Source organism: Ruegeria sp. C11 (genome assembly GCF_056537725.1).
This window is the reverse complement of record NZ_JBQFSB010000002.1, coordinates 479,282-504,118: the sequence shown is the minus strand read 5'-3', so window position 1 is coordinate 504,118 and position 24,837 is coordinate 479,282. Positions and strand designations below refer to the sequence as shown.

General features: G+C 58.0%; 20 protein-coding genes. All 20 read left to right on the top strand.

The genetic code is table 11. From position 1 onward, the window contains the following. Window positions 1–7: 7 nt before the first annotated feature. The 20 genes from ACR0NA_RS05650 (at window position 8) to ACR0NA_RS05555 (ending at window position 24,834) form a co-directional block, all read left to right on the top strand. Window positions 8–448 carry a phage tail protein gene (locus ACR0NA_RS05650; protein ID WP_170650596.1) on the top strand — a complete coding sequence of 147 codons (441 nt, stop codon included), beginning with the start codon at window positions 8–10 and terminating at the stop codon, window positions 446–448. 12 nt (window positions 449–460) lie between these two features. Further along, the gene (locus tag ACR0NA_RS05645; protein WP_480726838.1) at window positions 461–826 is read left to right on the top strand and encodes a hypothetical protein; all 366 of its coding nucleotides are present in this window, start codon (window positions 461–463) and stop codon (window positions 824–826) included. Then, window positions 823–1,008 (top strand): DUF6760 family protein, encoded by a 186-nt coding sequence (locus ACR0NA_RS05640; RefSeq protein WP_480726983.1) that lies wholly within the window; start codon window positions 823–825, stop codon window positions 1,006–1,008. Before ACR0NA_RS05645 ends, ACR0NA_RS05640 begins: the two co-directional genes overlap by 4 nt. A 15-nt stretch (window positions 1,009–1,023) precedes the next feature. Continuing rightward, window positions 1,024–1,440, top strand: a complete 417-nt coding sequence (locus ACR0NA_RS05635) for a phage tail protein (protein ID WP_170650595.1) — start codon at window positions 1,024–1,026, stop codon at window positions 1,438–1,440. After that, complete coding sequence (locus ACR0NA_RS05630) at window positions 1,437–2,489, top strand: hypothetical protein (protein ID WP_480726833.1); 1,053 nt, start codon at window positions 1,437–1,439, stop codon at window positions 2,487–2,489. The genes ACR0NA_RS05635 and ACR0NA_RS05630 overlap by 4 nt, the downstream gene beginning before the upstream one ends. Before the next feature lie 3 nt (window positions 2,490–2,492). Further along, window positions 2,493–3,197, top strand: coding sequence for a CIS tube protein (locus ACR0NA_RS05625; RefSeq protein WP_480726830.1), 705 nt, complete (start codon window positions 2,493–2,495; stop codon window positions 3,195–3,197). After that, window positions 3,178–4,287, top strand: coding sequence for a contractile injection system protein, VgrG/Pvc8 family (locus tag ACR0NA_RS05620; RefSeq protein WP_170650592.1), 1,110 nt, complete (start codon window positions 3,178–3,180; stop codon window positions 4,285–4,287). Before ACR0NA_RS05625 ends, ACR0NA_RS05620 begins: the two co-directional genes overlap by 20 nt. Beyond that, window positions 4,284–4,925 carry a phage baseplate assembly protein V gene (locus ACR0NA_RS05615; protein WP_480449053.1) on the top strand — a complete coding sequence of 214 codons (642 nt, stop codon included), beginning with the start codon at window positions 4,284–4,286 and terminating at the stop codon, window positions 4,923–4,925. The genes ACR0NA_RS05620 and ACR0NA_RS05615 overlap by 4 nt, the downstream gene beginning before the upstream one ends. Beyond that, complete coding sequence (locus ACR0NA_RS05610; protein WP_170650590.1) at window positions 4,925–5,221, top strand: PAAR domain-containing protein; 297 nt, start codon at window positions 4,925–4,927, stop codon at window positions 5,219–5,221. The genes ACR0NA_RS05615 and ACR0NA_RS05610 overlap by 1 nt, the downstream gene beginning before the upstream one ends. A gap of 16 nt (window positions 5,222–5,237) precedes the next feature. Beyond that, window positions 5,238–5,672 carry a GPW/gp25 family protein gene (locus ACR0NA_RS05605; RefSeq protein WP_170650589.1) on the top strand — a complete coding sequence of 145 codons (435 nt, stop codon included), beginning with the start codon at window positions 5,238–5,240 and terminating at the stop codon, window positions 5,670–5,672. Continuing rightward, complete coding sequence (locus ACR0NA_RS05600) at window positions 5,669–10,798, top strand: baseplate J/gp47 family protein (protein WP_480726825.1); 5,130 nt, start codon at window positions 5,669–5,671, stop codon at window positions 10,796–10,798. The genes ACR0NA_RS05605 and ACR0NA_RS05600 overlap by 4 nt, the downstream gene beginning before the upstream one ends. Then, the gene (locus ACR0NA_RS05595; RefSeq protein ID WP_480726822.1) at window positions 10,795–12,933 is read left to right on the top strand and encodes a baseplate J/gp47 family protein; all 2,139 of its coding nucleotides are present in this window, start codon (window positions 10,795–10,797) and stop codon (window positions 12,931–12,933) included. The genes ACR0NA_RS05600 and ACR0NA_RS05595 overlap by 4 nt, the downstream gene beginning before the upstream one ends. Beyond that, window positions 12,930–15,050 carry a hypothetical protein gene (locus ACR0NA_RS05590; protein WP_480726820.1) on the top strand — a complete coding sequence of 707 codons (2,121 nt, stop codon included), beginning with the start codon at window positions 12,930–12,932 and terminating at the stop codon, window positions 15,048–15,050. Before ACR0NA_RS05595 ends, ACR0NA_RS05590 begins: the two co-directional genes overlap by 4 nt. A 22-nt stretch (window positions 15,051–15,072) precedes the next feature. After that, window positions 15,073–16,599, top strand: a complete 1,527-nt coding sequence (locus tag ACR0NA_RS05585) for a hypothetical protein (protein ID WP_480726816.1) — start codon at window positions 15,073–15,075, stop codon at window positions 16,597–16,599. 24 nt (window positions 16,600–16,623) lie between these two features. Continuing rightward, a complete protein-coding gene (locus ACR0NA_RS05580; protein WP_480726814.1) occupies window positions 16,624–17,808 on the top strand; it encodes a hypothetical protein in 1,185 nt (394 codons plus the stop codon). A 127-nt stretch (window positions 17,809–17,935) separates the two neighbouring features. Next, window positions 17,936–21,607: a phage tail protein gene (locus ACR0NA_RS05575; protein ID WP_480726811.1), complete on the top strand. Its 3,672-nt coding sequence runs from the start codon at window positions 17,936–17,938 to the stop codon at window positions 21,605–21,607. Continuing rightward, a complete protein-coding gene (locus ACR0NA_RS05570) occupies window positions 21,607–22,230 on the top strand; it encodes a hypothetical protein (RefSeq protein WP_480726807.1) in 624 nt (207 codons plus the stop codon). The genes ACR0NA_RS05575 and ACR0NA_RS05570 overlap by 1 nt, the downstream gene beginning before the upstream one ends. A gap of 279 nt (window positions 22,231–22,509) precedes the next feature. Then, the gene (locus ACR0NA_RS05565) at window positions 22,510–23,022 is read left to right on the top strand and encodes a response regulator transcription factor (protein ID WP_480726803.1); all 513 of its coding nucleotides are present in this window, start codon (window positions 22,510–22,512) and stop codon (window positions 23,020–23,022) included. Between the two features lie 251 nt (window positions 23,023–23,273). Beyond that, window positions 23,274–24,071, top strand: coding sequence for a DeoR/GlpR family DNA-binding transcription regulator (locus tag ACR0NA_RS05560; protein ID WP_480726801.1), 798 nt, complete (start codon window positions 23,274–23,276; stop codon window positions 24,069–24,071). Beyond that, window positions 24,061–24,834, top strand: coding sequence for an inositol monophosphatase family protein (locus ACR0NA_RS05555; RefSeq protein WP_480726799.1), 774 nt, complete (start codon window positions 24,061–24,063; stop codon window positions 24,832–24,834). The genes ACR0NA_RS05560 and ACR0NA_RS05555 overlap by 11 nt, the downstream gene beginning before the upstream one ends. Window positions 24,835–24,837: the final 3 nt, after the last annotated feature.

Here is a 24,837-nt window from a genome sequence, read left to right as displayed (position 1 = left end):
TTAAGACATGGCACGTAAGGACCCGCTCAGAAATTTCCGCTATCGGTTGGAGATCGAGGGCATCGACCAGGCCGGGTTTTCCGAGGTCGCTGTCGGCGACGCTTCGAACGAACCCATCGAATACCGCGAAGGCACGGACATTACGACGGTTCGCAAGCTCAACGGTTTGAACAAATACGCCAACATCACACTCAAGTGGGGCATCACCGACAGCACGGAACTTACAGACTGGCATCAGTTGGTCGTCGATGACGCGACGCCTCTGGACGATGCGCGGCGCAATGTCGTGATCCGCGTCCAGAACGAGGCGGGCGAAGATGTCGTAGCTGTCGAGGTCGTGAACTGCTGGCCGACCAAGCTGGACTTTTTCGACCTCAACGCGACTGGAAACGAGGTTGCTATCGACACGCTGGAGCTGACCAACGAAGGCATCCGCCGCATTCAATAGGAGGGCAACTAAATGGCGTTTCAGACCGAAATCGAGTTTTCGCTGCCCAAAGGTTATCTTGATGGCGACGGAAATCTGCACCGCGACGGCACCATGCGGCTGGCCACAGCAGCGGACGAGATCCTTCCACTGAAAGATCCGCGGGTGAAACAGAACCCTGCCTATCTGGCAATCATAGTTCTTTCGCGTGTTGTGACCCGGCTTGGGTCTGTACCCGACATCAACACCAAGGTCGTCGAAGGGTTCTTTGCGTCTGATCTGAATTATCTTCAGGCGCTTTACGAAACTTTCAATGACGACGGCGAAGCCGATCTGCCAGACCATGGCCAGCAAGCGGTCGGGCGGCCGGAAGGGTTCGGTCTGGTGGGGGAGGTCTGAGGCTTTATCCCCTTGGTGAGCTCTACGAGGAGATGGCCTTTATCGCGTTCCACTTTCACTGGTCGAGTACAGAGCTTCTAGACCTCGACCACGCCGAAAGGCGGCGCTGGTGTTCCGAGATTTCAAACATCAACCGCCGTCTCGATGGTCCGCAGAACCAAAATCTGCTGGCTGCACTTTAGACAGGAGTTACCGCAATGGCTGACCCGCATCGCAGTTTCCGCTTCCGGATTGAGGCTCAGGGCCTTGATCGCGGCGGTGTGCAGACCGTGGGCGGGTTGGAACGGACGACCGAGTTGGAACCCTATCGGGAAGGCGGCGTGAACGATCACGAAATTCAACTGGCTATCAAGACGACGCAGACAGCTCTGACCCTGAAAAGAGGGCTTCTGGATACCTGGTTCTGGGACTGGCACGAGGACGTCGTGCGCGGAGAGATCGAACGCCGCACGGTGTCGGTGATCCTGCTGGATGAGGCGGGTGAAGAAGCGTGGCGTTGGGTATGTGCGGATGCCTTCCCAACAAAATGGACCGGCCCGGAACTTGACGCTGTTGGCAGTGCCGTCGCGGTGGAGACCGTAGAACTGGCCCATCACGGACTAACCCGTCAATGAAACGTGCACCCCGGATATCACCTCGGCGACCTCTGGTCGTTCCACCTGATTTCGGGGTGCTGGTCACGGGTTGGCCGATGCTTCGGCAAGGTCGTGCCAGGCAGCATTCCGGCGAACACATCCATGAGGTTGATCGCCATTTCCGCGTCGAAAAATCGACGCAACCTGTGCAACATTCGGAAGCGCCGATAAATCTGTCTGTCGCGAATTTCAAACTGTCGCCGCGGTTCTCGGTTATCTGGAACGAATGGAACGCTGCGGCAGAGCGACTGCGGCAGCCCTTGAAGTCGGGCATTACAACAAGCCGCACGGAAACTTGGGGCACGCACAACATCCGGGACCGCGTCAAGGCGTCCTATTTCCATACGGAATCGTTGCTGGAGCGCGTACACCGCGCCTTGGCTGGGCCACCGTCCTTTTTACGATCTGCTGAGGCTTCGAAACCCTGCCATGGTCGATTTACGGCAGCGCTGTCAAAGCTCCACTTCCGCGCGGTGATGCAAGATGAAGACGCAGGACCGTCCCGAACCAGTAAAACTGCACGTGTCCATGGCGACGCAGTCGAACAACGGACAGGCCGCTACGGTACCACTGAACACCATGCGTTGCGCCACATTATCAGCACAGTCACGCGCCGCAATCTTGGCGTCGAGCCGGTCGAGATCGGTGAGGCGCAGATTGCTGAGAGCAATCAAAAAGACTGGCGCCGCCGGCCTTCGACCGGGGACACGGTCACGCCAAGAACCCGGTCGCTTCAGCAAACAGACGCGCTAACCAGTGTTTCTGCACCTGCCCAACGGCTCTTTGCCCAGCAACCCTCTGCCGCGCTGGCCAACGAACCGACAACAACGCGCATGTCGCGCAGTGCTGCCGAACGGACGTTCCGGTCACCGGATTGGCAATCGCAACCTGAACGTCAGCCCGAAGTTCCAAAGCGCGTCCACAAACCTCAGGAACCGAAAATCGACATTGCCCGGTTGGACGCCCAGCTTTGGCAACGTTTCCAGAAACGCCTTCGCATCGAACGCGAACGGCGGGGAAGGGGGTGAGTCATGGCAACTCAACTCGTCAAGGCCACGATCAAAATCCTCGAGGGCCGCAACAAGGATCAGGAACTTTCCGTTCACTTCAACCCCACCGAATACGCGGTGGAATATGGTGCAAGCTATCAGGAGACTCCGGTTCCCGGCCTGTCGAACCCGATCCTGCAATTCGTCAACGGCAACTCGGAACTGCTGTCGATGGACCTTCTGTTCGACACCTACACGGATGGTGGTGGTCGTGATGTATCAGAAGACACCCGACGTTTTACCGATCTTCTGTCTATCGATGCCGACACACATGCGCCGCCCAGGGTGGAATTCAAATGGGGCGTATTCGCGTTCCGGGCCATCGTGGAAAAGATCAGCCAACGGTTCACAATGTTTCAGGGCGACGGAACACCGGTTCGCGCGACACTGTCTGTCAGCTTCAAGCAATACCGGACCATCTCGGAACAGCTTGAAAGCCCACGCCGCAACTCTGCCGACAAGACAAAACGCCGGGTGCTGGGCAAAGTGGAAGGTTTCCGACCGACTGCTGCCACGCTGTGGCAACTCGCAGCCGAGGAATATGGTGAGGCCCGGTTTTGGCGGCAAATCGCGGCAGAGAACGGCGTTGAGGATCTGCGGGCATTGCGACCCGGAGACGTGATGCGCGTTCCGCCGCTGGAAGGTTTCGCAACGAGGGAGAGTCTCAGTGGACGTCGAAACGCTTGAACAAAAGCATTCTGACTACTTCGCACCGGCCTTTGTGATCACCGTTGGCGGGGATGATCTGGTGCGGGATCTGTTCCTGACGGTTGCTTCGATAAACGTTGATCTGAAGGAAAAGACCGCTGGTCGGTTTTCGATCACGGTCACCAATGCGTTCAATTGGGAACATCGCGAATTCGTTGCCGGTGAAACCGAAGAGCGTGTTGATCTCCTTGAACTTTTCGCCTTTGGGGCCGAGGTCGAAGTAAAGCTTGGTTATGGCGAACCAGCGCGGCTGGAAACGGTGATCGTCGGAACCGTTACCGAATTGAAGACCACCTTTGGGGCCGGGGGCACACCCTCGCTGGAAATCGCGGGTTACGACAAGCTGTACCCTCTTACCATCGGTAAACAGACCCGGAATTGGGAAGACGTTCCCGATAGTGATGCCGTTGCCGACATTGCGTCTTTGCAAGGGCTGGATACGGAAATCGTCGCCACGACGCCTTCCAAGCCCCGGATTGACCAAAACGAGGAAACCGACATGGCCTTCCTCGAAAAACTGGCCGAGCGCAATTCGGCCACCTTCTACATTACGGATCGCAAGCTTTACTTCGGCCCGCGTCGGCGCGATCACGCGGCCGAGATCAGCCTGCCGTGGGGCGGCGGCCTTACGACTTTTTCACCCGAAGCCAATCTGGCCAAGCAGATTGCAGCCGTCGAAGTTGTCGGCACATCCGCCACCACCGGGGAACAGATTGTTGGCCGCGCCGAGCGCGGACAGGAAGAAGGCCGTGATCCGGGTGATGAAAGCGGCCCCGAACGCTTAGCCGGGGCATTGGCCGCTCAGCCGGTCCTGCGCGTCCGGTCGGGTGTGCACACACAGGAAGAGGCTGACGCCCGCGCGCTTGCGATATTGCAGGAGCGTGCGCAGGACTTTGTGACCGGCAGCGCCGAGTGCATCGGCCTGCCGGAGCTGCGTCCTGACATGAACGTCGCCTTCGACGGATTGGGACGGGGATTTTCAAAAACCTACTGGATCAGTGGGGTTGTTCACGACATTTCGGGCGGCGGCTTCACCACAACCCTCAGCGTACAGGAGCCATCCCTATGAACGATATGTACAACATCATGGCCGGTGGCGGCAGCGAGGAAGATCGTGGCAGCGGCTATCCCAAGGGCCTCGCCTTTGGGACAGTTCAGGGCGATCATGACCCCAGTGGGCTTGGTCGTATCCGTGTCAGGCTTGAATTGCACCAGGATGACGAGACAAGCTTTTGGGCACGGCTCGCGGTGCCGATGGTCGGCAATGAAACGGGAACATGGTTCCGCCCGCATGAAGGTGATGAGGTGCTTGTCGGGTTCATCGGAGAAGATGCCTCGCACCCCGTCATTCTTGGCGGAGTTTGGAACAGCAACGCCCCCCCGCCGGAATTCCAGTCGGATGAGAGCAACGAGGTTCGGGTCATTCGCACGCCGGACAGGCACGAGTTGCGTTTCAATGATGGTTCCGACGCCGAAATCGAACTTCAGATGAGCGATGGCAGTCGCCTGTTCCTGAAGGACGGTGAAGCGACGCTTGAAGACCGCCAGGGGACCAAAGTGTCGATGAAGGACGGCACGCTGACTTTGGAAGCACAGACCAAAATCGAACTGTCGGCCCCGACGATTGAAATCAAGGCACAGACACAGCTGAAGCTGAGTGGTGGTGGAAGCTGCAAGATCGAAGCCGGACTGGTGGAGATAAACTGATGGGACAACCTGCCGCCCGCCTCGGAGATCAGACCAGCCACGGCACACCACTTGCGCCGGGAATAGGTGCGACGACAGTCCTGATCGGCAAACAGCCCGCTTGGCGCGTGGGTGTCGATACCCACGTCTGTCCGCTGGTGACCGGTGTTGTTCCGCATGTTGGTGGAACGGTCGCCATCGGCTCTCTGACCGTGAAAATTCAAGGTTCCTTTGCTGCCCGTCTTGGGGATCAGGTTGTCGAGGCTGGCCCGCCGAACACGATAGTCAAAGGCGCCTCTAACGTATTGATTGGATAGAAATATGTCGCGACAGATGACAGAAACTGACTATCCGCCTTTCCTAGGGCGCGGCTGGCGCTTTGGAACACTGCCTGAGGGTCGTTTGGGCGTCACGCTCGACCGTCGTTGGGGTCGCGTGGAGATGGTTGAGGGCGAAGAGGATGTTGAGCAATCCATCGCAATCATCCTTGGCACGGCTCGTGGCGAGCGTGTGATGCGACCGGATTTCGGATGCGGAATCCATGAGCTTCCGTTCGAGACAATCTCATCTCCGCTCGTTGCCGAAGTTCGCCGCGTCGTACGCGAGGCGCTGGTCCGGTTTGAGGCGCGTATCGAAGTGCTGCGCGTCGAGGTTCACACAGGTCAGGCCATCAAAGGCAAGCTTGAGATCGAACTCGACTACCGCGTCCGCACGACGAACCAGACCGGGAACTATGTCTATCCCTTCTACTTCAAAGAGGTTTCGTGACCCGTTCGCCCGCATATCCCAAGGTTGATGGCCGCCGCGTCAGTGATTTGCGCTCTGATCTGTTGCGCGACATTGCTGCCCTTGCGCCTGATTGGCGGGCGGTCTCGGCAGAGACAGGCGCCGACCGCGCGATCGTAGAAATCGCTGCGAGACTGGCCGAAGAGGCGACCCTCAGGCTCGACCAGACGCCCCAACGAGATGCCCTTGCGTTCCTCGAACTTTTTGATGTTGCACCGCCGCGCCCCTCTGCGGCACGTGGAGTTTCCGTTTTTGCATTGAAAGAAGACAATCCCGGGCCGGTCACCGCTGCCGCCCGAACCGGGCTGGAGATCGCGACGATCTCAGGAGAGGCCGCAAAATTCGAAACAGCCGAAGACATTCTGATACAGCCTACGCGGATCGGCCTGATTGCGACCTCGGATCCTTCAACGGACCGGTTAGAGGTGGCGCCTGCCCAGGTTTCGTCCTTCGATCCCGATCTCACGCCGCGGCCTGCATACGGTCTTGCGACCTCCGCCGGGCCCGGTGCCACGGTTATCTCCATCGAGCCGCCCATAGGCATCCTGCCCGGCGATTTGCTGCGCATCGAAAGGATCGGCGCTGAACCGGTCTTTCTCGAAGTTGAGACATTTTCCGAGGATGGTCTTGCCACGCTTGTGACGCCGGTTGGGGAAACCGGTCTGTCGGTGGCTATGGTTGCCGGTATCGAACGCATGAACCGTCTTGACGCGTTCAGCATGCCTGACCAGCAGGAACATGGCCTTTATATCGGCGACGTCGATCTTTTGAACGTCAATGAACCGGCAACGATCACGCTCCGTTTCGATCCGGCGCCGATTGCTGCGCTTCTCGGCCCGAATTCGGTGGAATTCGAGCTTTGGGGAACGCGCGAAGCCCCCGGTGAGGCCGAGGACGCGCCGCGTTGGCACCGTCTGGTTCCGCTAGCAGGTGGCGCCGGACAGGACATTCGCTTGTATAAATCCTGGGTTGGCCCCGCCGATGAACTGGATCTTGGCGAAAAGAAAGCCCGTTTCATCCGTGTCCGTCCCAAGGACCCGATAGTTCCAACCGATGGTGAGCACCCGTTGACTGGCCGGGATGCGATGTTGGAAACCGTGCAGCTGGGCATCAAGACCGAGCAGCCAGCGGATGCGTCAGGGGACACCGTTTCACAAATTGCCTACAACGGAACACCCTTGCCGCTGACAACGGCCTTTCTTCCGTTTGGCGCGGAACCGCGCCGCTTTGATACGTTTGCTCTGGCGGCGCCCGAGGCATTCACCAAACCGGGTGCAACGGCGACGCTGTCGTTCCACCTGACGGATGCGACTCTTGCGTCGGTTTCGGCGGCCTTCCGGTTTGATAGTGAGCGTCACGCCTATGGTGTCGGGTTCAATGGTCGCCTTCAGGCGCTGATCCTGACCGGTGAACGGACGGTCTGGCGCGATCTCGGCGGTCCACCGACCGAAGATGGTTCCAGCGATATGTTGCCGTTGGAGTCGAATGCAGGCGCGGTTGCATATGGCCGATCCATCGCCGGTGCGGGCGATGACGAGGCCAGCGATATTGTCGTCACTGCAAGCACGTCAGGCCGTGTGTTCACCGGCCGTATTCGTATCCAGCGCGACGCGCAGGCAAGCGCCGAGGATTCTGCCGCACTGGAACAATGGTACGAGATGCCCGGATTGCCGGACGGTTTCCGAGCCGAAGAGGGCACACTGGCACTGGCGGTGGCACCGCAGAAACTGGAAAATTCCGCAGGTTATCGCGGCTTCATCCTCGCGGCAGGGCAGGGCGGTGTTGCCTTCGTCCGCAACCGCTATGCAGGGTATGCGTTTATCAATTCCAACTGGCAGGCGGTGCCGCTACCTGTGGATCTGACTGTGCCGGATCGGCCGGTCCTGCAGTTGATTGATGGTTCTGTGACCGATGACGAGGCACTGTTTCTGACGGTTGACGCTGCAAGAAATGTTTGGGTTCTGACGATCAATCTTGATGGAACCAATCCCGTCTGGAACCCGCTTGAGGATGCGATTGGCGATCGGGTCATCATGCCGGTTAATGCCCGGCCCACGGGGTTGTTTACAGGCGGCGCGGCCGGGCATTTGCTGTTAGGTTATCCGGCGGATGGCACGCTTGATATCTGGGAATTCGATCGCGCCACAGGGTTTGGATATGTCGACGATTTCCAGTCTGCAAATGCTCAGGGCACGACCGCTACGACCCGCCTCCGTATCGTGCCTGACCTTGAGGCGGGTCTGGTCGCTCCTCATGTGATCGGGTATCGCAACGGCCCCGGACCCGGTGAAGTCTTTGAATGGGCACCAACAAGGGACGTGTTTGCCCGTCACGTACCAACCCCGGACATGGCACTTGATGATCCGCCATTGCATTCAGTATGCGCGATTTTCCCGCCAACCTCCGATGATCCGCGTGCGCGTGTCGTCTTCCCGGCGCAGGATCAGCGGTTCGCAAGCCTTCATGTAAACCCGTCCGTTCGGGTAACAGATCTGGAGCATTGGGTGGCGGTTCCTGCCGCCTCGGGCGCTGGTCTGACCGACGTTTTAGTTGGTTTTTCGGATGCCAATAGCGGTGACGCGCTTGTCGCACCCGGACTTGAACGCGGAAAGAACGAAGCCGGGGAAGAGGTTTATGCCTTTGGCGGAAACGCTGATTGGGACCCGCCACTGGACCTGTATCGCGCTGGGCCAACAATCGACGTGGAATACGAGGGCGCTTCGCCCAATTCTGGTGAGTTAACCGGCGATACAGGAACCGCGCCGGCCGCTCTGACCGGGCGGACGATACTTGTGCGTACCAGTCAGGCTGATCAGAACTTCGAGTTGTTTACCGTGGCTGCCACCAACGATGATGACGTGCTGACCGTCAATGACGCCGACAGACTGGATGACCTGCTTGGGAACCCCGCCGACGGTGACACGGAAACCGCCATCTGGGCCGTGGTGGAACAGGTTGGCACTGTCGCCGGGGCCCAAAGCGGTGAAAACGACAATACGTTGGCAGAACTTGGCAATGCGACTTTCCCCGATGCCATAGCGGCAGGGCATTTCTCCGAACCGGGACTTGCTGACAGCCCGCTGTTGACTGACACCACCGGTTCCGAGCATGCCATCCTGTCGGACTGGGGCGGTAACGTACCACTGCCAAACGAGGTATTCCTGAAGCTCGTTCCGCAAAATGGCGGCCCTGAGGTTCTGACCATCCACTCCTTCTCTTCCGAATTCGCGGAACCGGGACTGTCGTGGGAATATTACAACGGTGATGGCTGGAAGTTGCTGGATCAGGGCTTTCTGGACACCACTTCGGATTTCCAGCGCAGCGGCAAGGTACAGTTCACCGTACCGCGTGATCTATCGCTAACCGAGATCGGTGGGCAAGAAGACTATTGGGTCCGCGCTCGTCTTGTCGCCGGAGATTATGGTCAGCCGGAATACAAGGTTCAGATCAGCAACGGTGGCAATACCCAGACGGTTGAGATCGACACGTCCAAGCTGCATCCGCCCCAGGTCGCCAGCGTCACGGCTGCATTCGATCTGCCGGTTGGCGCGTTACCCCAGTTTGTCGTTGCCCGGAACAATCTGCGCGATCTGGACCAGAGTTCTGCAAACAGCCTGAAGGGGGCTGAATATGCGATGTTCGAGGGTGCCTTTGCCGAGCCGCTGAACGCAGACGGAAGTCGCGCTATTTTTCTCGGCCTCACCCGTCCTCTCGAACCCGGTTCGGCGAGTCTTTTCGTGACCGCATTGGACAATCCGGACAAGGGAGAACTGCTTCTGGAAACTCTTGGGCCTGACAACACATGGGCACCGGCGCCGCTGGCCGAAGAGGACCCGACCTTTGGGTTGCATCGCACCGGATTGATCCGATTCACAGTGACTGAGCGCCCGGCGCAGGTGTTTCTGTTCGGCAAGGTTCTGCATTGGTTACGGTTGAGGGTTCGAAAGCTTACCGATTGGCAGCCGCAAATCACCGGTATTTGGCTGAACGGTGTACGGGTTGTTCAGGCAGAAACTGTCCGGCAGGAACTGCTTGCCTCTTCAGCAGGTGAGCCGGGCCTGCAACTGACGCTGTTGAAGCCGCCGGTGTTGGCCAACTCGCTTGAACTGCGCATTCGTGAGCGTATCGGTGCCGAAGAGATAGAAATCCTGAACGCCGAAGGCGATCAGAGTGGCCCGGTCCAAGTCCTCATCGATCCCCCGAACCTGCCGGGGAAATGGGTGTTGTGGCGGCAGGTCGACAGTCTACAGAACCAGTCCGCAGATGTGCGTGTTTATTTGCTGAACCCGGATGGTCGCCTGCGTTTCGGTAATGGCCGCAATGGTCGCATCGCACCAGCGGGTCGCGATAATATTCGCGCCTTCGTCTATCAAAGTGGCGGGCAGCGGGTAGAAACCCAAGCATTTGCGGATACCCGGTTGACCGGTTCCGTTGAAGGGCTGGAAGAGACGCTTACGCCTTCACCCATCGCCGGAGGTACCCATCCGCCGACCGAGCCGGAACTGGTCGCCCGCATGCCCGAAGCTCTGCGTCACGCCGGGTCCGCCCTGTCGCTTGCTGACCTTGAGGCGCAGGCCCGAGATGCAGACAGTGAAATCGTTCAGGTTCGCGCTTTTGCTCCCGATACGGATGGTGGCAACGTGCGTCTTGCGGTCCTTGCCCGGTCGGAAAGCAGGATGCCGGTTTATTCGCTTGCCCAGCGGGAAAATCTGAAACGCGTGCTTGCTGCAAAAATGAGCGATGCTTGGGGTGCGGTCTGTCTGGATGTGCAGTCGGCTGTTTTCGTGCCGGTCAAGGTCAAGGTTCGTCTCCATGCTCGACCGGGTGGGCTTGCAGCGCTGGAAACGGTGACGTCTGCGCAGTTGCGAACTTTCCTTCACGCCGTCTGGGGTGGGCCGGGCCTGAGCGGCTGGCCCCCGGGGCGCGCGCTTTGGCCCACCGACATTCGCCGGGCCTTGTCCGCCATCGATTCACTTGACCGGATCGAATCCGTTGAAATTGAAATGCCCGGAAACCGCGCGCTGGGCGAGATTGCCGCAAATGAGGTCATTACAACCGCAAGCTCTGCGGATATCCGCGTGCTGGTACTGGGGGAGGCAGAAACATGACTTCCTTTGTCCCTGTTCTGGACGACATTGAATTCGATCAATTGGTCGTGGATGGCCGCAGCCAGATTCCGCGCTATGCGCCCGATTGGACCGACCACAACCTGTCTGATCCCGGCATCACACTTATTGATTTGCTGGCATGGCTGACCGACCAGCAAATCTATCGCATCGGATTTGTCGGAGACAGCCTGCGCGCCGCCTTTACTCGCGTCATGGGCATTGTCCCTCAAGGGCCGGTGGCAGCGGAAATGCTGGTCTGGCCGGAAGAAGGGGCACCGGTGACCAGCCTGCGTGCCGGAACCCAGCTGCGTTCCCCGGATGCAAACGATGCCCGCTTTACCCTGACACACGACATCCGGACCGTCGCGCCAAGAATCATCGAGATCTACCTCTGGCAGGACGGTGCCCGACGCAAACTTGGGACGGGGCTGACCGAAGGCCGCGACCCGCTGGACCTGTATCCCTTTTCAGGTGGCGGTCCTGCGATGCTGGAAATCGAATTGGAGCGCGAAATCACACCGCTTTCCGATGCTGGTCCGATCTCACTGGGTTTGCAGATGGAAACCGAAGACGGAAACACTGAGTGGGGTGCCGTAACCGTCGAACAACAGGATGATACGGGCGATTTCTGGCACGTTCTGGAGACAGAAGACCTGACCGACGGTTTGCGCAAAAGTGGTGCCATACTGTTTTATCCGAACACCGCAATTCGGGCACAAAGGTTGCGCATTCGTCTGGATAAGGGGTTTCGCCCCGGGCTGGCGCGTCTTTCCCGGCTGGCGCTTAACGTTCTGCCCGCCCGGGAAGGTGTGGATGATCCCGGTGGCGTAATCGGAGAGGGTACCGGGCTTCCCGATCAGTTGGTGAAATTGGAAACGGATGACATCGTCGATCGCGAAACGCAGCTGACAATCGTAACAAGTTCAAACGGGACAGAAACCAACTGGACCGCCACCGAAGATTTGTCCTTGTCCGGTCCGGCGGATGCACATTTTCGTCTTACACCTGATGGTCTGCTTTTTGGGAACGGGCTGAATGGTCGAACAATACCGCCCGGTTCCCCGATACAATTCAGGCCCGGCCGCCGAACATGCGGCGCTGAAGGGGCCGTTGCTGCTGGCCTGCGCTGGTCGATTGCGGGAACTTTATTTGGCACAAATATCACGGCCTCCACCCCTGGTCGCAACCGTGATGATCTGCGCATGCTTATCGCCCGGGCGCGTTCTGTCAGCCGCGCCCGTAACGGATTATTGTCTGCGGACGAAATTCGCAAAACACTGCTCGCCGCCGGGCTTGGGCTAGCCGACGTTCAGGTGATGGCGCGACGCCGCCCGGGGCTTGATGATAGGGAAACACCCGGGGCGCGGACCGTACTGCTCATACCGTTGCGCACACCCGACACCGGTCCGAGGCACCCGTCGCCACGGCTGCGGCGTCGGGCGGAACGGGCCCTCGCGCCTTTGCGGTTGCTGGGCGAAAGGCTTTATGTTTCGTTTCCGATCTATACCACAGTCGATATTTCCGTGACCGTGATCGTCGATCCCGCCACGGACGTTCAGGCATTCCGTGCCGAGGCCGAGATGACGCTTCGCGCCCGCTTGTGGGATTGTCGTCGTCACGCCGAATTTGCACCGTGGCAACCCGGTCGTATCGTGACAGTGGGTGAGATTGAAAGTCTGCTGTCCAGACTGCCCCAAGCCTCGCGCATTGCTGATTGCCGTATCGGTCCTGCAGGTCGGACGCCCGGCCGCGATGACATTCAGATAGGTGACCGCGGAATTGCTCTGGCCGGTACTGTCGACATCCACGTTGTCCGTGACGGAACCGATGGCGCTGAAACCATTCCTGTTTGGATTGACATTTCTGCCGAACTCACCGTTCAACCCGGAGCCGACCGCAAAACGGTCAAAACAGCTACCGAAGATGCGGTACGGGGCTGGAGCCAGACTGGCGGCGCATTGTCGACCGAGCCGCTGGCAAACATTCTGTCCGGTATTTCCGGCGTTTCGAATGTTCGCGCAATTCAGTTTTCACGCGAGGGCAATCACCCGACCCAACTCCGCCCGAACGAAATTGCCTGTGCCGGTTCCGTATCGGTTCATGCACGCTATCCGAGTGATTGGGGGGCGACATGACCCATCCACTCGACAAAGTGTATCGCTTCTCTACCCATCAGCACTGGGGTCTGGGGCATGCCGAGAACTTTTTGTTCGGCGCTGGCTCCGACGGCGGGTTGGTGGCTCCTGGCAAGCTGGAAGCGTCAATAATCGCGAAGGGTGAAAAAGGCTCGAAAAACGATCCGACAACCATCCGGGCTTTGGCGGCCGATCCATGTGGCAGCTTGCTGTGGTTGCAGTCAGACGGGGCCGTGTTCACACTGTATAACGAACAGGCCTTCCAGATAGCTACATTGCCAGCCTCGGACGCGGCTAAATCCAGCCGGCTGATCTGGGGTCAGCAGGTCGGTTGGATCGTGTCAAACGGTGCGATTTTACGTATCGACACCCGGACCGGAGATCGCACCGGGAATTTCACAGCGCAAGACTGGCATGTGGCCGATGCGGTTCAAGACATCTGCGACGGCGCAATCGTCGTTGAGACGCGCGGCGAAACCTTACGTCTTCGCCAGATTCGACCGGAAGGGCGCAGCCGGGTCCTGACTCAAATCGAGGGGGATTTCGAACTGCTTGCTGCCTTGCGATGGCAAACCAGCAACTACGTCAATCTGGTAGTCACCTCTGAGAACGGCGTGCGGATTGTCACCCTGACGCTTGATGGGCACATTCTATCGGACCTGCAATATCCGGGTTATTTCCCGACCGGGCCTGCGACGCTGGAAGGGCCGGACAGGGTTGTTCTCGCCCATCGCGGTGGCAGTGTATTCACCATTGCAAGCGGCCTGACAGAACCATTGCGCCGGATCACTTCTGCCGACCCAATGTCCGCATTTGCGGCGCTTTTGTTTGCAAATGGAACATTGTACGCGTCTGCGGGGCGCCGCATTCTGGCGTTGCATGAAGTCCACGGTGCGGCCGAGGCTGAATCTTCCACATATTATTCACCGGTTTTGCGCTCACCTCTCGGGGACCGCTCGGGCTGGTTGCGTGCAGATGTCGAGGCAAAGCTTCCACAGGGCGCGCGCGTTCGTATTTCCAGCAAAGTGCTGGCCGATCAAACGGCCGTTGCGGTCTATACCGCCGCGCTCGAATCCGACCCCTCAAGCGATCACGTGACCACTGGCTGGTCGGAAGAAACCGCCAGCACGCATTTCGGCGACGGTAAGGCCAGCGTTCTTCGCCATTACCTTGGCCACGAAACCGCCGAACACATCGCGCTGCGCATTGAGCTGTCTACACCGGCCTGCGCGTCCGCCGCCGGGATTACCGGTATGCAGGTTTATTACCCAAACCGATCTCTGATCGACAATTTGCCCGCGATCTATCGCAACGGCACGAGTTCCGAGGCGCAATTCCGGCGAATGCTTGCGCCATTCCAGGCGCTGGCAGACGAGATTGATGATCGTATTGATGACGCCATCCGTCGTGTCGATCCGGCCCATTCGGACGACTTGTGGACCGGTTTCCTGCTTGGGTGGCTGGGTCATGCAGACTTTTCACGACTTCCCAGCGGTCTCCGGCAGACATTCCTGCGGGCGCTACCGGAAATTCTGCGTTTGCGCGGCACGCTCGCCGGACTTGCGCGTGTGATGCAATGCCTTGTTCCGGAAGGGTTCATTATTGAGGATGGCGGCCTTTCGCCGGACGTTTGGGTGCTCCCTGACGCACGTGATCCAGCAGGTGCGCGTCTGGGAAGGGAAACCGCCGCCGCGTATCACCGGCCATTGGCCTTGGCGCTGGGCAATTGTGGCACGCCGCTTGGCGATGCGGTCCTGAAAGAGGCCTGCCTCAGTCTGACAGCACAGATGTCCTGCAGTGCAATAGTCACAGTTCGGGTGTCAGGTGGTGACGCCGTACACGAGCGTCTTGATCCGTTCACTACACACATTGCCCGTCATTTTGCACCGGCCAACACCCGTCTGAACTTTGTCTTTGGTGATCACCAACCACCTCGGTTGCTGGAACGCGCTCATCCCGTGACGGCAGGAACAGATCCCGAGGCACTGTTTACTCTCGACGACGAAGGTAGTCGCGCGTTGAGCGCGTGGCGGCTGCCATCGGTCGGAACCGCAGCCCGCAGCGGCCCGCCAGTTCTGGACGAAGCGCACCTCGATGGAACCCTGGTCCTGGCTTAACGCCCCGGTAAGGAGGAACGATATGAAAGACGAACATGCCCCAAAGGACTGCTGGTCCAGTACCCCGTATTATCGTCCAGGCACGCGCCTGACCGCTGAACAACTGAATTCTGCGCAAGAGGATGCGGTGCGTCGCGACCGGCTGGTAAATGTGGCAATGCATGGTGTCGGCGTGGCATACGGGTTCGAAATCAGGACCAATGATGACGGTAGAATGATCGTCGAAGACGGGTGTATCTACGTCAGCTGCGGCCTTGCTTTTGATCGTTATGGCCGGATGCTTTTCTGGCGCGGCGGATATCTGCACGTTCGCGATATTGTCGGCCCATCTCCGCAGTGCGAAGGCAAATACACGCTGGTCGTTCACTATGCCGAGCAGGCGGATCGTGACGACTGTTTCGATCCCTGTAGCGAGAGTTCAGGGTGGGTCCGCCGATGCGTTGCCTTCACTTTGAAACGCGACTGCGAACAGGCGGAGTTCTGCGCCCCGGAAATCCCCGAAGACGAATGTATGACCCGACGTGACTGGATCTGCATCCGGAATGGGTTCCAGCAAGGTGCGGTGCCGATGGATGAGGTGTTGAAATACGCCTGCGCTGACCCCGAGCCCCTGAAGGAGACGGATTGCGGCCGGGTGGCCTATGACCCGTATTCAGGCATACCGCTGAGTTGCCTGGAGATTTGCGACGTTGATCGCGAAAAGGAGGATTGCCATCCGCGATATGAATTCTGCCATTGCGGATGTGTCGAAAGCTGCTGCATCAGGCCGGTCGCATACCGCAATCAGCTGCTTTATGAACTTATCAATCTGGACGATGTTCCGCTTGCCAAGGTTGAAAGCTACAGCTGGTCCAGATGGGAGCTCAAGCGATGGTCAGACAGTGATCGGATGCCGTTTTCAGTCTTTCGCAGGCTTGTGAAGAACAGCCAGCAACTCAATGTTTCCGGAGGACTTTCCCTGATGTTCGACCGTCCTGTGCAGCGGGATACCCTGCACCCGATGAGTGTCATTCTGGACATCTATATTCTGGAAACCCGTGCTGACTATTGGGAGCCATGGCGCATTCCGCTGGAGATTCTGCATCTGGACAAACACGGCCGTATCGTCGGTGACGATTGGGAAGATGAATGTGTCTGGGGCGTGCTCATCAAGCCCGAGGATGCGTGGATTGAATACGAGATCGACGACAAGAAATCTACAATCCTCGATTGCGCCAACCGAGACCGTCTGGCGCGGGTTGAAATCAAGCTGCGCTGCCAGATTATCCGTGACTGCTGTGGGTTGATGCTGGATGCGCGCCCCGTGGACATCGACCTCGAAGATCCGGATGGCCGCTGCAAAATCCATTGTGGCCACAGGGCCGGTCAGGATCGCACCGGCGGGGATTTCCTCAGCCTGTTCAGAATTGGCCGAGACAAGGTCGAAGACTGTGACGACGACGAATATCCGGATTCCGAAGAATACGTTCACGGCGACAAGATTCCGGACGGCAGGTCCGAAAAGGAAGGCAACTACGAGCAAAGAGGCGCCTCGGAGCAGGCCAGCTAGGCCCCAGAGTGAAAGGAGTGTAAGATGAACAAGCCATTTTCCGATACGGGCCGGACCTTTCCGATGCCGGCGACCTCGGTCAATTTCACCAACGGTATGATTGTCACAGCGGAAGATTTAAGTACTGCAATGACTTACCCGGTGATGCTCATGCAAAGCGTGAATCGCGCTGTCTATGGTTGTGGTGTCGCTTGCGGCTTTCCGCTTGAACCGGACCCTGACCTTTGCGGGCGCGAGGAACCATGCGATCCATGCGATGAAAATTCACCGATGGCGTATCCCAGTTTCACCGTTCAGGTGGGGCGCGGCACTGCAATCGACTGTTCGGGAATGCCTGTGGAACTGTGCAAGCCCGCCAAGATCGATCTTGGTGACCGATCCTGCGGTTGCGAAGTAAAAGAAGGCAAAGTCTGCATCTACATCCGGCGTGTCAGCGCGCCACAGGCTGCACGTGGTGACTGTTGTGGTGGTCAAACGGGGGTTGCGCAATGCTCTCGCATGCAGGACCACGTCGAAATCAGGGCTTTCCCATGGGACGAACCGCCTGATCATGCCTGTATGCATCCGATGGCCGATGATAACGGTGACTGCGGATGTAACGGCGACCGCAATGACAACGGTGGCAGCGGTCGATCCGAACAGAATTCTGGTTCACTGCGGGAGGCCGCGAGGGACCCAGAGTACCGTTATCCCGAACGCGACGAAATCTGCAAATGCCTGCTGCAATGCGGTGACTGCGATTGCTGCGGTGAAGGGTGGATTCTGCTTGGCTGCTTAACCCTCTGCAAAGGAGGCATCGTCTCGGACAGCTTTGAAAACCCATACAGCCACCGGAAGTGGATCAAAACGATCGAGTGCTTCTGCCGCAAGCGCAAAGTCGAAGAACAAGTGGAGCCCGAGTATTACATCCAGCAAGCGCAATCCGATGCCGAGGTTGAATTCTCCAGCGGCAGATCGCCGGATTATGCGGTTTTGTGGGCCGAAGAACCTGAGCCGGGTTTCGAAGAGAAGCTTCACGACCTGATAGGTGATTACAAACGCGAAGCGACCTTTGTAGCGGCCGGGGCGACGAATATCGAACGGCTTCGCCATTTGCTTGAGGTGCGGCAGGCATACCTTCAGGGCGCTTTTGGCCTCAAGAGCCCGGACGTGTTACGCAATTATCTGCGGCGTATCGATGAAGACCTGTCAAAGGAACGTAAGAAATAGTGCAACGCCCATGGCGCTGCCTGTTCCGCTGTGCGCCTGAAAGGCATAGCTGATGGCCCGTGCGACGACTTCAAGGCGGTCCTCCGGCCGCATCCGACCCCGCCCGCCCGCGGCGACCAGGCCACCAATGCAAAGGTTGCCCGGGTCGGGGCCCGGCGGGCTAAGCGCCGGTCAGGTGGGTCGTGATAGTATTGGTCTGGCGGAACGGGCGCTGACTGCGGTGCCTTCGCTGAACGGTGCACCTGTCTCGACAAGACCGGAACCCGCCGCAGCAAAGCCGAAACCTACGGCACCAACCACGCCCGCTGTCGTACCCGAAGCCATTACGCCCGAGGTGCCCCCCCCTGAACCTGTTACACCCGAACCCGTCGAGCCTGCCGCAGTCTTGCCGGTTGTCGCGCCCGAACCCGTTGCGCCGGATACTGCCGATCCATCCGGCACATCTACCGCCGCTGCGCCAGCTGGAGTTCCGGCCCAAGCCGATGAACCAGAAGCGGAATCTGAAACCGTTGCGGAAACCACGGCTAGAGATGCGGGGGGCGACGCAGGCGGCGCCTCTGGTGCGATGGGCGCTGCCATTCCGTCGAGCGGGGAGGTGGTTGAAGCGCCCGTTCCGGACACACCCGCACCCACAGATGCCGCGCCTGGTGATCAGGCCGCATCGGATGCGGAAGCTGAAGTACCCGAGCCGGAGCCTGAACCAAGCCCGGCTGAGGCCACGGCCCCTGTCACAGCGGCAGTCTCGCGCCGGGCAAGGGCGTCTTCGGCACACCAACCTGCGCCAGCTGCGGCCTCCAATGCGGTTGCGTCCGGTAACCAGCCGGATGTCACACAGCGCCGGGCAGCCCAACAGCAGGGCGTTGCAGGCGCAGACGGTGCGACCACAAGCGAGGTCGATCAGGACAGCTTTGAAAAGGCTCTGCGTACCGCGATTGAAAACGCGATGCCCAAGCCCAGAAATGAAAGCGAGGCCAAAGATGTAATGAACCATGGTGCTGAGCGCGCAAATCGTGCGCTGGGCGAAACCATGGGCCAACAACAAACGCAGGCAGTTGGCAACCTGCCGGAAGCGGTGGATGAAACCCAACAGCCCAATCCCGGAGATATGCCCGGTGGCGACGTGGTTGAAATTTCTTCTGACGAACCCGGCCAGCCGCCGGCTGCCGTTTCCGCCGCGCCCGTGGTTGCCCCGCCATCCACAGAAGCAGCCATCGACACGTCGGAAAACCGCGAGCGTGTCGATGCATTGGAAGCTGAAAATAACGTAACCCGCGATCAGCTTACAAAGGGTCAGGACCCGCAATTCGAAACCGCGCTTGGTACGCGTGAAGAAGCCGAAACAAATGACCGCGAAGCGCCGCAGCGGCTGCGTGAAGCCGAGGCCGTGGATCGCGCGGGCACCCGCGACCGTGCCGCTGGCGCCCTTGCTGGTGGTCTGAACGACTTCCACGGCGAGCGCGTTGGCCGTCTTGCCAATGTCGCTGGTCAGCAAAGCGCGACCAAAGGGCTGACCGAAGAGCGCAAGCGTCAGATCACCGCCGATATCGAAGCCATCGGAAAAGCCACCCGTGACGGCGTGACGCAAATCCTCAACGACATGGATGCCAAGGTAAACAAGGCCTTTGGCGATGCGCTCGATCAGGCGATGAAGCTCTACGATGCCGAGTTCGAGGACGTAAAGGGCGGCTTTGGCACTTGGGTCAGCGATGTCTTCTCAGGAACCTCCAGTGAAGAACGACTGGAAATGGCATTCCAAGCGGGCCGTTTGGTTTATGACGAGCACATCAGCGGGGCCATCACCGAGGTTGCAGCTATCGTCGAGGATCACCTTCAGCGTGCTCGCGATCGTGTCGCCGAGGGCAGGGCGGAAATCGACCGCTACATGTCCGAAGAAGTGTCCGAAGCCGAAGCGGATTATGCCGAACAGGCTACCGCAACCATCACCGCCGATTTCGACTCGCTGGAAGGAGAGATCGACGGACGCCGTGATGCGTTGGTTAACCGCATGGTCGGAATGTATCGCGAAGGGATCGAGCGGCGAAATGCGCGCGAAGAGCAGCTTCGCGAGGAAAATAAATCCTTCTGGCAACGCGTCTACGATGCGACCGTTGGCGTTATTAAGAAGGTGTTGGAATTCAAGAATATGCTTCTTGGAATCCTTGCCCGTGCCGCGGGCGTGGTCGAAGCAATTATTCAGGATCCGATCGGTTTCCTTAAAAACCTCATCGCAGGTATTGGCGCGGGGCTGGAACGTTTTGTTTCAAACATCGGCGAGAACCTGAAAAAGGCGCTGATGGGATGGCTGTTCGGCGCGCTGGAGGGGGCGGGGATACAGCTTCCGGACACATTCGATTTCAAGGGGGTTCTCAGCATTATCCTTCAGGTTCTGGGGCTTACCAAAGAAAACATCCGGGCAAGGGCCGTAAGAATTCTTGGGGAAGAAACTGTTCTCAAGATCGAGGCAGCGGTCGATTTCCTTCGCATTCTTTTTACCGAGGGGCCTGCAGGTATCTGGCAGATGCTATTGGAAAAGCTTGGCATGCTGAAGGATGCGATACTCGACGAAATCAAAAGCTGGGTCATTACACAGGTCATCACGGCGGGCATCAAATGGATCGTGAGCCTTCTGAACCCGGCGTCGGCCTTCGTGAAGGCCTGTCTCATGATCTACGACATTGTCGTTTTCTTTATCGAGCGTGGACGGCAGATCATTTCAGTCGTCAACGCGATAATCGATTCACTTGCCATCATAGTCGCAGGCAACATCGGCGCGATGGCCAAAGCGGTCGAAGAAGCGCTGAACCGTATCCTGCCTGTCGTCATTTCCTTCCTTGCCGCGCTTCTTGGTCTTGGCGGTATCTCGGACACCATCAGGGGCATTATCGAAAAGATACAGGAACCGGTGAACAAGGTGATCGACTGGGTCATCAACATGGGTTTGGGGATCGCGCAGAAGATAGCCGGATTCTTTGGCGGAAAGAACGAAAACGACCGTGTGACGGAAGAAGAGCGCGACACGTCGACGGACGCCCAAGTCAGCGTGACTGACTCGATAACCATGGATGGTCATGGTCATACGCTGATTGCAGAAGTCCGTGGCGGCCAGATGTTCATTGGCATGGCGAGCGCGCGTTTCGACTCGCTGGAAACTCTGATCTATGGCGCGCGTCGACAGGAACAGAAGGGACAGAACAGGGGAGAGGTCGTCGCCAAGCTGGATGAAGTGCTCGACAAGATTAAAGATCTTCGAGAGGATTGGGCCGCCGCTGCGTATAGCGAGGAAGGTGAAGCGAAGGCCAAGGAGAAGGTGCTGAGCTGGCTCAACGGTATCGGTGCATTCCTGCAGGGGTTTGGAGACGACTACGACATTCCCGACCTGAAGAACCTTGGTCATCCTTCCAGGTTTGTCGAAGGCGACCGGCTGAAGGACGAATACCACGGTCAGGAACGCAAATTGTTCTATCCAAGTCGATATTGGGCGGATGTTGAGCAGTGGAAACGGGACGAACTGGCCAAATACCCCGGCAACAAATTCAAGGATGCATTGACCGGGAAGATGGAGCCCAAATCAAAAGCGACCGTGGACCACAAGCCGATGGTTTGGGAGCATTGGTCCAATAAGGAAGGGAATGACATGAAACAGTCAGACCGCGCGAAATACTACAATAACTTAAAGAACCTCAGCCTAAGCACCCATGCCAACAACAGCAGCGACGGTGCACTGGCCAGGGCGATGGGGGCTAGCTATGTCAAATCCGTTGGGCCCCACTTCCGCGGCCCGGGTGAGGAGGACCTTTGATGGAGGACTATGCGGTTTGGGGCATTCGAAACGCAGGCGAAGCCGGGGCTGCCATCGACTTGGCTTGTGGTCAGGCAACCGGGTTGAGACACGTGGACGGTCAATTTGTGTCAGCCGCGCTTTCCTTGTTCGACAAGGATCTGACGCCGGAAAGCTGGACCGTTTCGACAACCCGATCCCTGTTTTATACGGACTATCCTGACTCCTCTGACTGGCGTGATGTCTGGACGATCGGCTGGACAATAGACGTCAGGCTTGCCTTTGGTGAGGTTTCGGAAAACCGCTTTCTCATGCCCTATGAGTGGCTGGAGCCATCTGGCGGAAAGTGGGGTGGCGAGACTCAGATTGACGAAACGCAGGTGACTGCACTTTTTGTCGCTGGACGCCGCGATCCTTCGGTTCAACCTTCAGCCGACGCGCTTGTTGATGCATTGGAGGCTAATGGCCTGACGCGAATCGAAAGTCAGTCACTTACAATGAAAAAGCTGGACCAAAGCCGGGTTCCTTTGGTTCGAGCGGCTGTGAATAACGTCGATTTCAGCAAAGATCTGCAACCTTTGAATGACGCGGTTTCCGAGCTGCAGGACTCCGGCTGGTTCCTGAACTGGCGTGATTTCATTTAGAGAATTCGGTCAGCGGTCTGGTCAAGGTGGAGCAGGAGGAAAGTCGGCGTGCTTTACCTTAGGTCAATTTTTCCGCCATCGCTTGTGATTGTTCCGATTTGACGCAACCTGTGGTATAACTGAACTCATTAATGGATTTGTTGATTGAGTGAGAGCCACATGAGAATTCTCGTATTCTCAGGCAATCGCCTGTTTGGTCAATGTCTTTGCCGCGGACTTTCTGAACAGCCCGACGTCGAACATGCCCACGCATGTGATTCCGCTTCTGAAATTCCCGCCATGGCCCTGAGCAACGATGCAAGTGCCGTTCTGATAGATCTTGGTGACCCCGAGGGCGAACAGGCCGCCCGCACAATTGCTGCCGCCATTCCCGATACGCCGATACTCGCGCTTTCAGTCGATGACAGCGTCGCGGCAGAGATCATGGATTGTGCCCGCCTGGGCTGTCGCAGCTTTGTGCCCCGCAAGGCATCCATTTCCGATGTGGTCCGTATTATACACGCCGCCGAACGCGGAGAAGTGACGATGCGCCCTTCGGTTGCGGCCTGTTTGATGCAGGCTATCGCAGAAAAGGACATCGCTGATCCAAACGGTTTGCCGGAATGCCTGACGCGCCGGGAAAAAGAGATTTGTTCGCTTATTTGCGAAGGGCTTACCAACAAGGAAATTGCACGCGAAATCGGCCGTTCGGTTGGAACAATCAAGAACCACGTCAGCTCGATCCTGTCCAAGCTGGATGTGCCCCGCCGAAGCGCGATACATAATTGTCTTGGACACGATGGTGTTCGCTGACGGGCGCTTGGGGCGTACCGGTCAAAGCTCTCTGAAATGCCGATTGGATCGTTGAAAAAGGTTCCGGACATCAGGGCGATCAACATCTACCAATTTTCTGCGTTTTATGCGATTTGTGTGCGAATTCCGGGCTTTGATTTGGGTAATCACTCAGATTAGGCGGAAAAATCCACCAATATCGCTAAATTCGCTTGAATGGTGACCGAATTTTGTGCCCTTATGTGGGGGAATTTGGGATTTCGGAGGTAATCTTGAAAAAACGGGCGCCCCATACGCATCGAGAGCTTGAGTTGCTGGATGTTCTCAGGCGGCTTGGTGGTACTGCACGAAATACCGATCTGGCCAAGGCGCTCGACGTTTCTGAGGAGACCGTGCGCCGCACGATCAAGTCTCTGTCGAAATCTGGGGCGATTGAGCGGGTCCATGGCGGTGCGTATCTGGCTGGAACTCAGGGCGACCCCAGCTTTTTCAAGCGTATTTCACAACATTCCGATGAAAAGCGCCTGATCGCGATTCGAGTTGCGCAGGAGGTCAGGGATGGAATGACCGTGTTTCTTGATGTCGGCTCGACAACTGCATTTGTGGCTGAAGAATTGCGGGCAAAAAGCAACCTGACGGTTGTTAGCAATTCTATCGGAGTTGTGCAGACCCTTGTTGGGGTAAACGGAAACCGTGTTCATCTTTTGGGCGGTGAAATGCAAAGCGACGAGCGCGGCTCGTTCGGATTTGTCACGCAACGGCAGATGCAGCGATATGCCTTCGATCTGGCAATTCTGAGCGCCGATGCAATTTCACCCAAAAAAGGTTTTCTGTACCTGAGTTCGGCCGAGGCGGATCTGAGTGCAGTTGTCGTCGACAACGCTGATCAGGTCATGATGGCATCTGCTCATTTTAAGTTTGGCGAAACTGCACCTTATCGGGGGCCGGATCCGCGGAAAGTGCATGTTCTGGTGACGGATGAATCTCCCAAAGGAAGCATGGCAACCGCATTCAAGGAATGGGGGGTAAAGGTTATTGTCGCGAGCGGAGCTGAGCGGAATGCTGAATAAGAACGATTACGCAACGCATGCGGTCAAGATCGCCGAAATCGCATCTCAAGCGGCCCGGGGGTATTTTCGCGGTCGGCTCGGGGTCGAGTTCAAATCGGATGAAAGCCCGGTCACGCAGGCCGACAAGGGCGTCGAAGCCGAAGTGCGCGCCTATCTGCAGCACCATTTTCCGGATCATGGTATTTTCGGGGAAGAACAGGGGTTTGACGGGCGAGATTGCCGCAAGGTCTGGATCATAGATCCGATCGACGGCACCCGTTCTTTCCTGTCGGGACATCCGCTGTTCGGATTTCTGCTTGGGCATCTTGTCGACGGGTCCCCACAGCTGGGTGTCATAGGGATGCCAGCGCTGAACGAAGTGTTTGTGGGTGTTCCGGGCCAGTATGCCACTCTAAATGGTGAGGCCATTTCGACCTCGCGCAACACGCGTTTGGAGCAGTCTATTCTTTTCGTTAACGAAGGGGACAAGATTCACCGGGATTATCCGGATCTGTTCGAAAAGCTGATGCAGACTGGCCAAACGCGCCGGTTTGCCTATGACTGCTACCCGCATGCTTTGCTGGCTGCTGGTTACGTGGATGCTGTGATCGATTATGACCTGCAGCCCTACGACTATCTGCCGGTTGCGGCGGTGGTTGAAGCGGCAGGCGGGATCATGACGGACTGGGATGGAAACTCACTGGGGCTGAAATCTGACGGCCGGGTGATCTCGGCTGCAACACCTCAGCTTCATGCCGAAATGCTTGAACTTGTGAACGGTTAGACG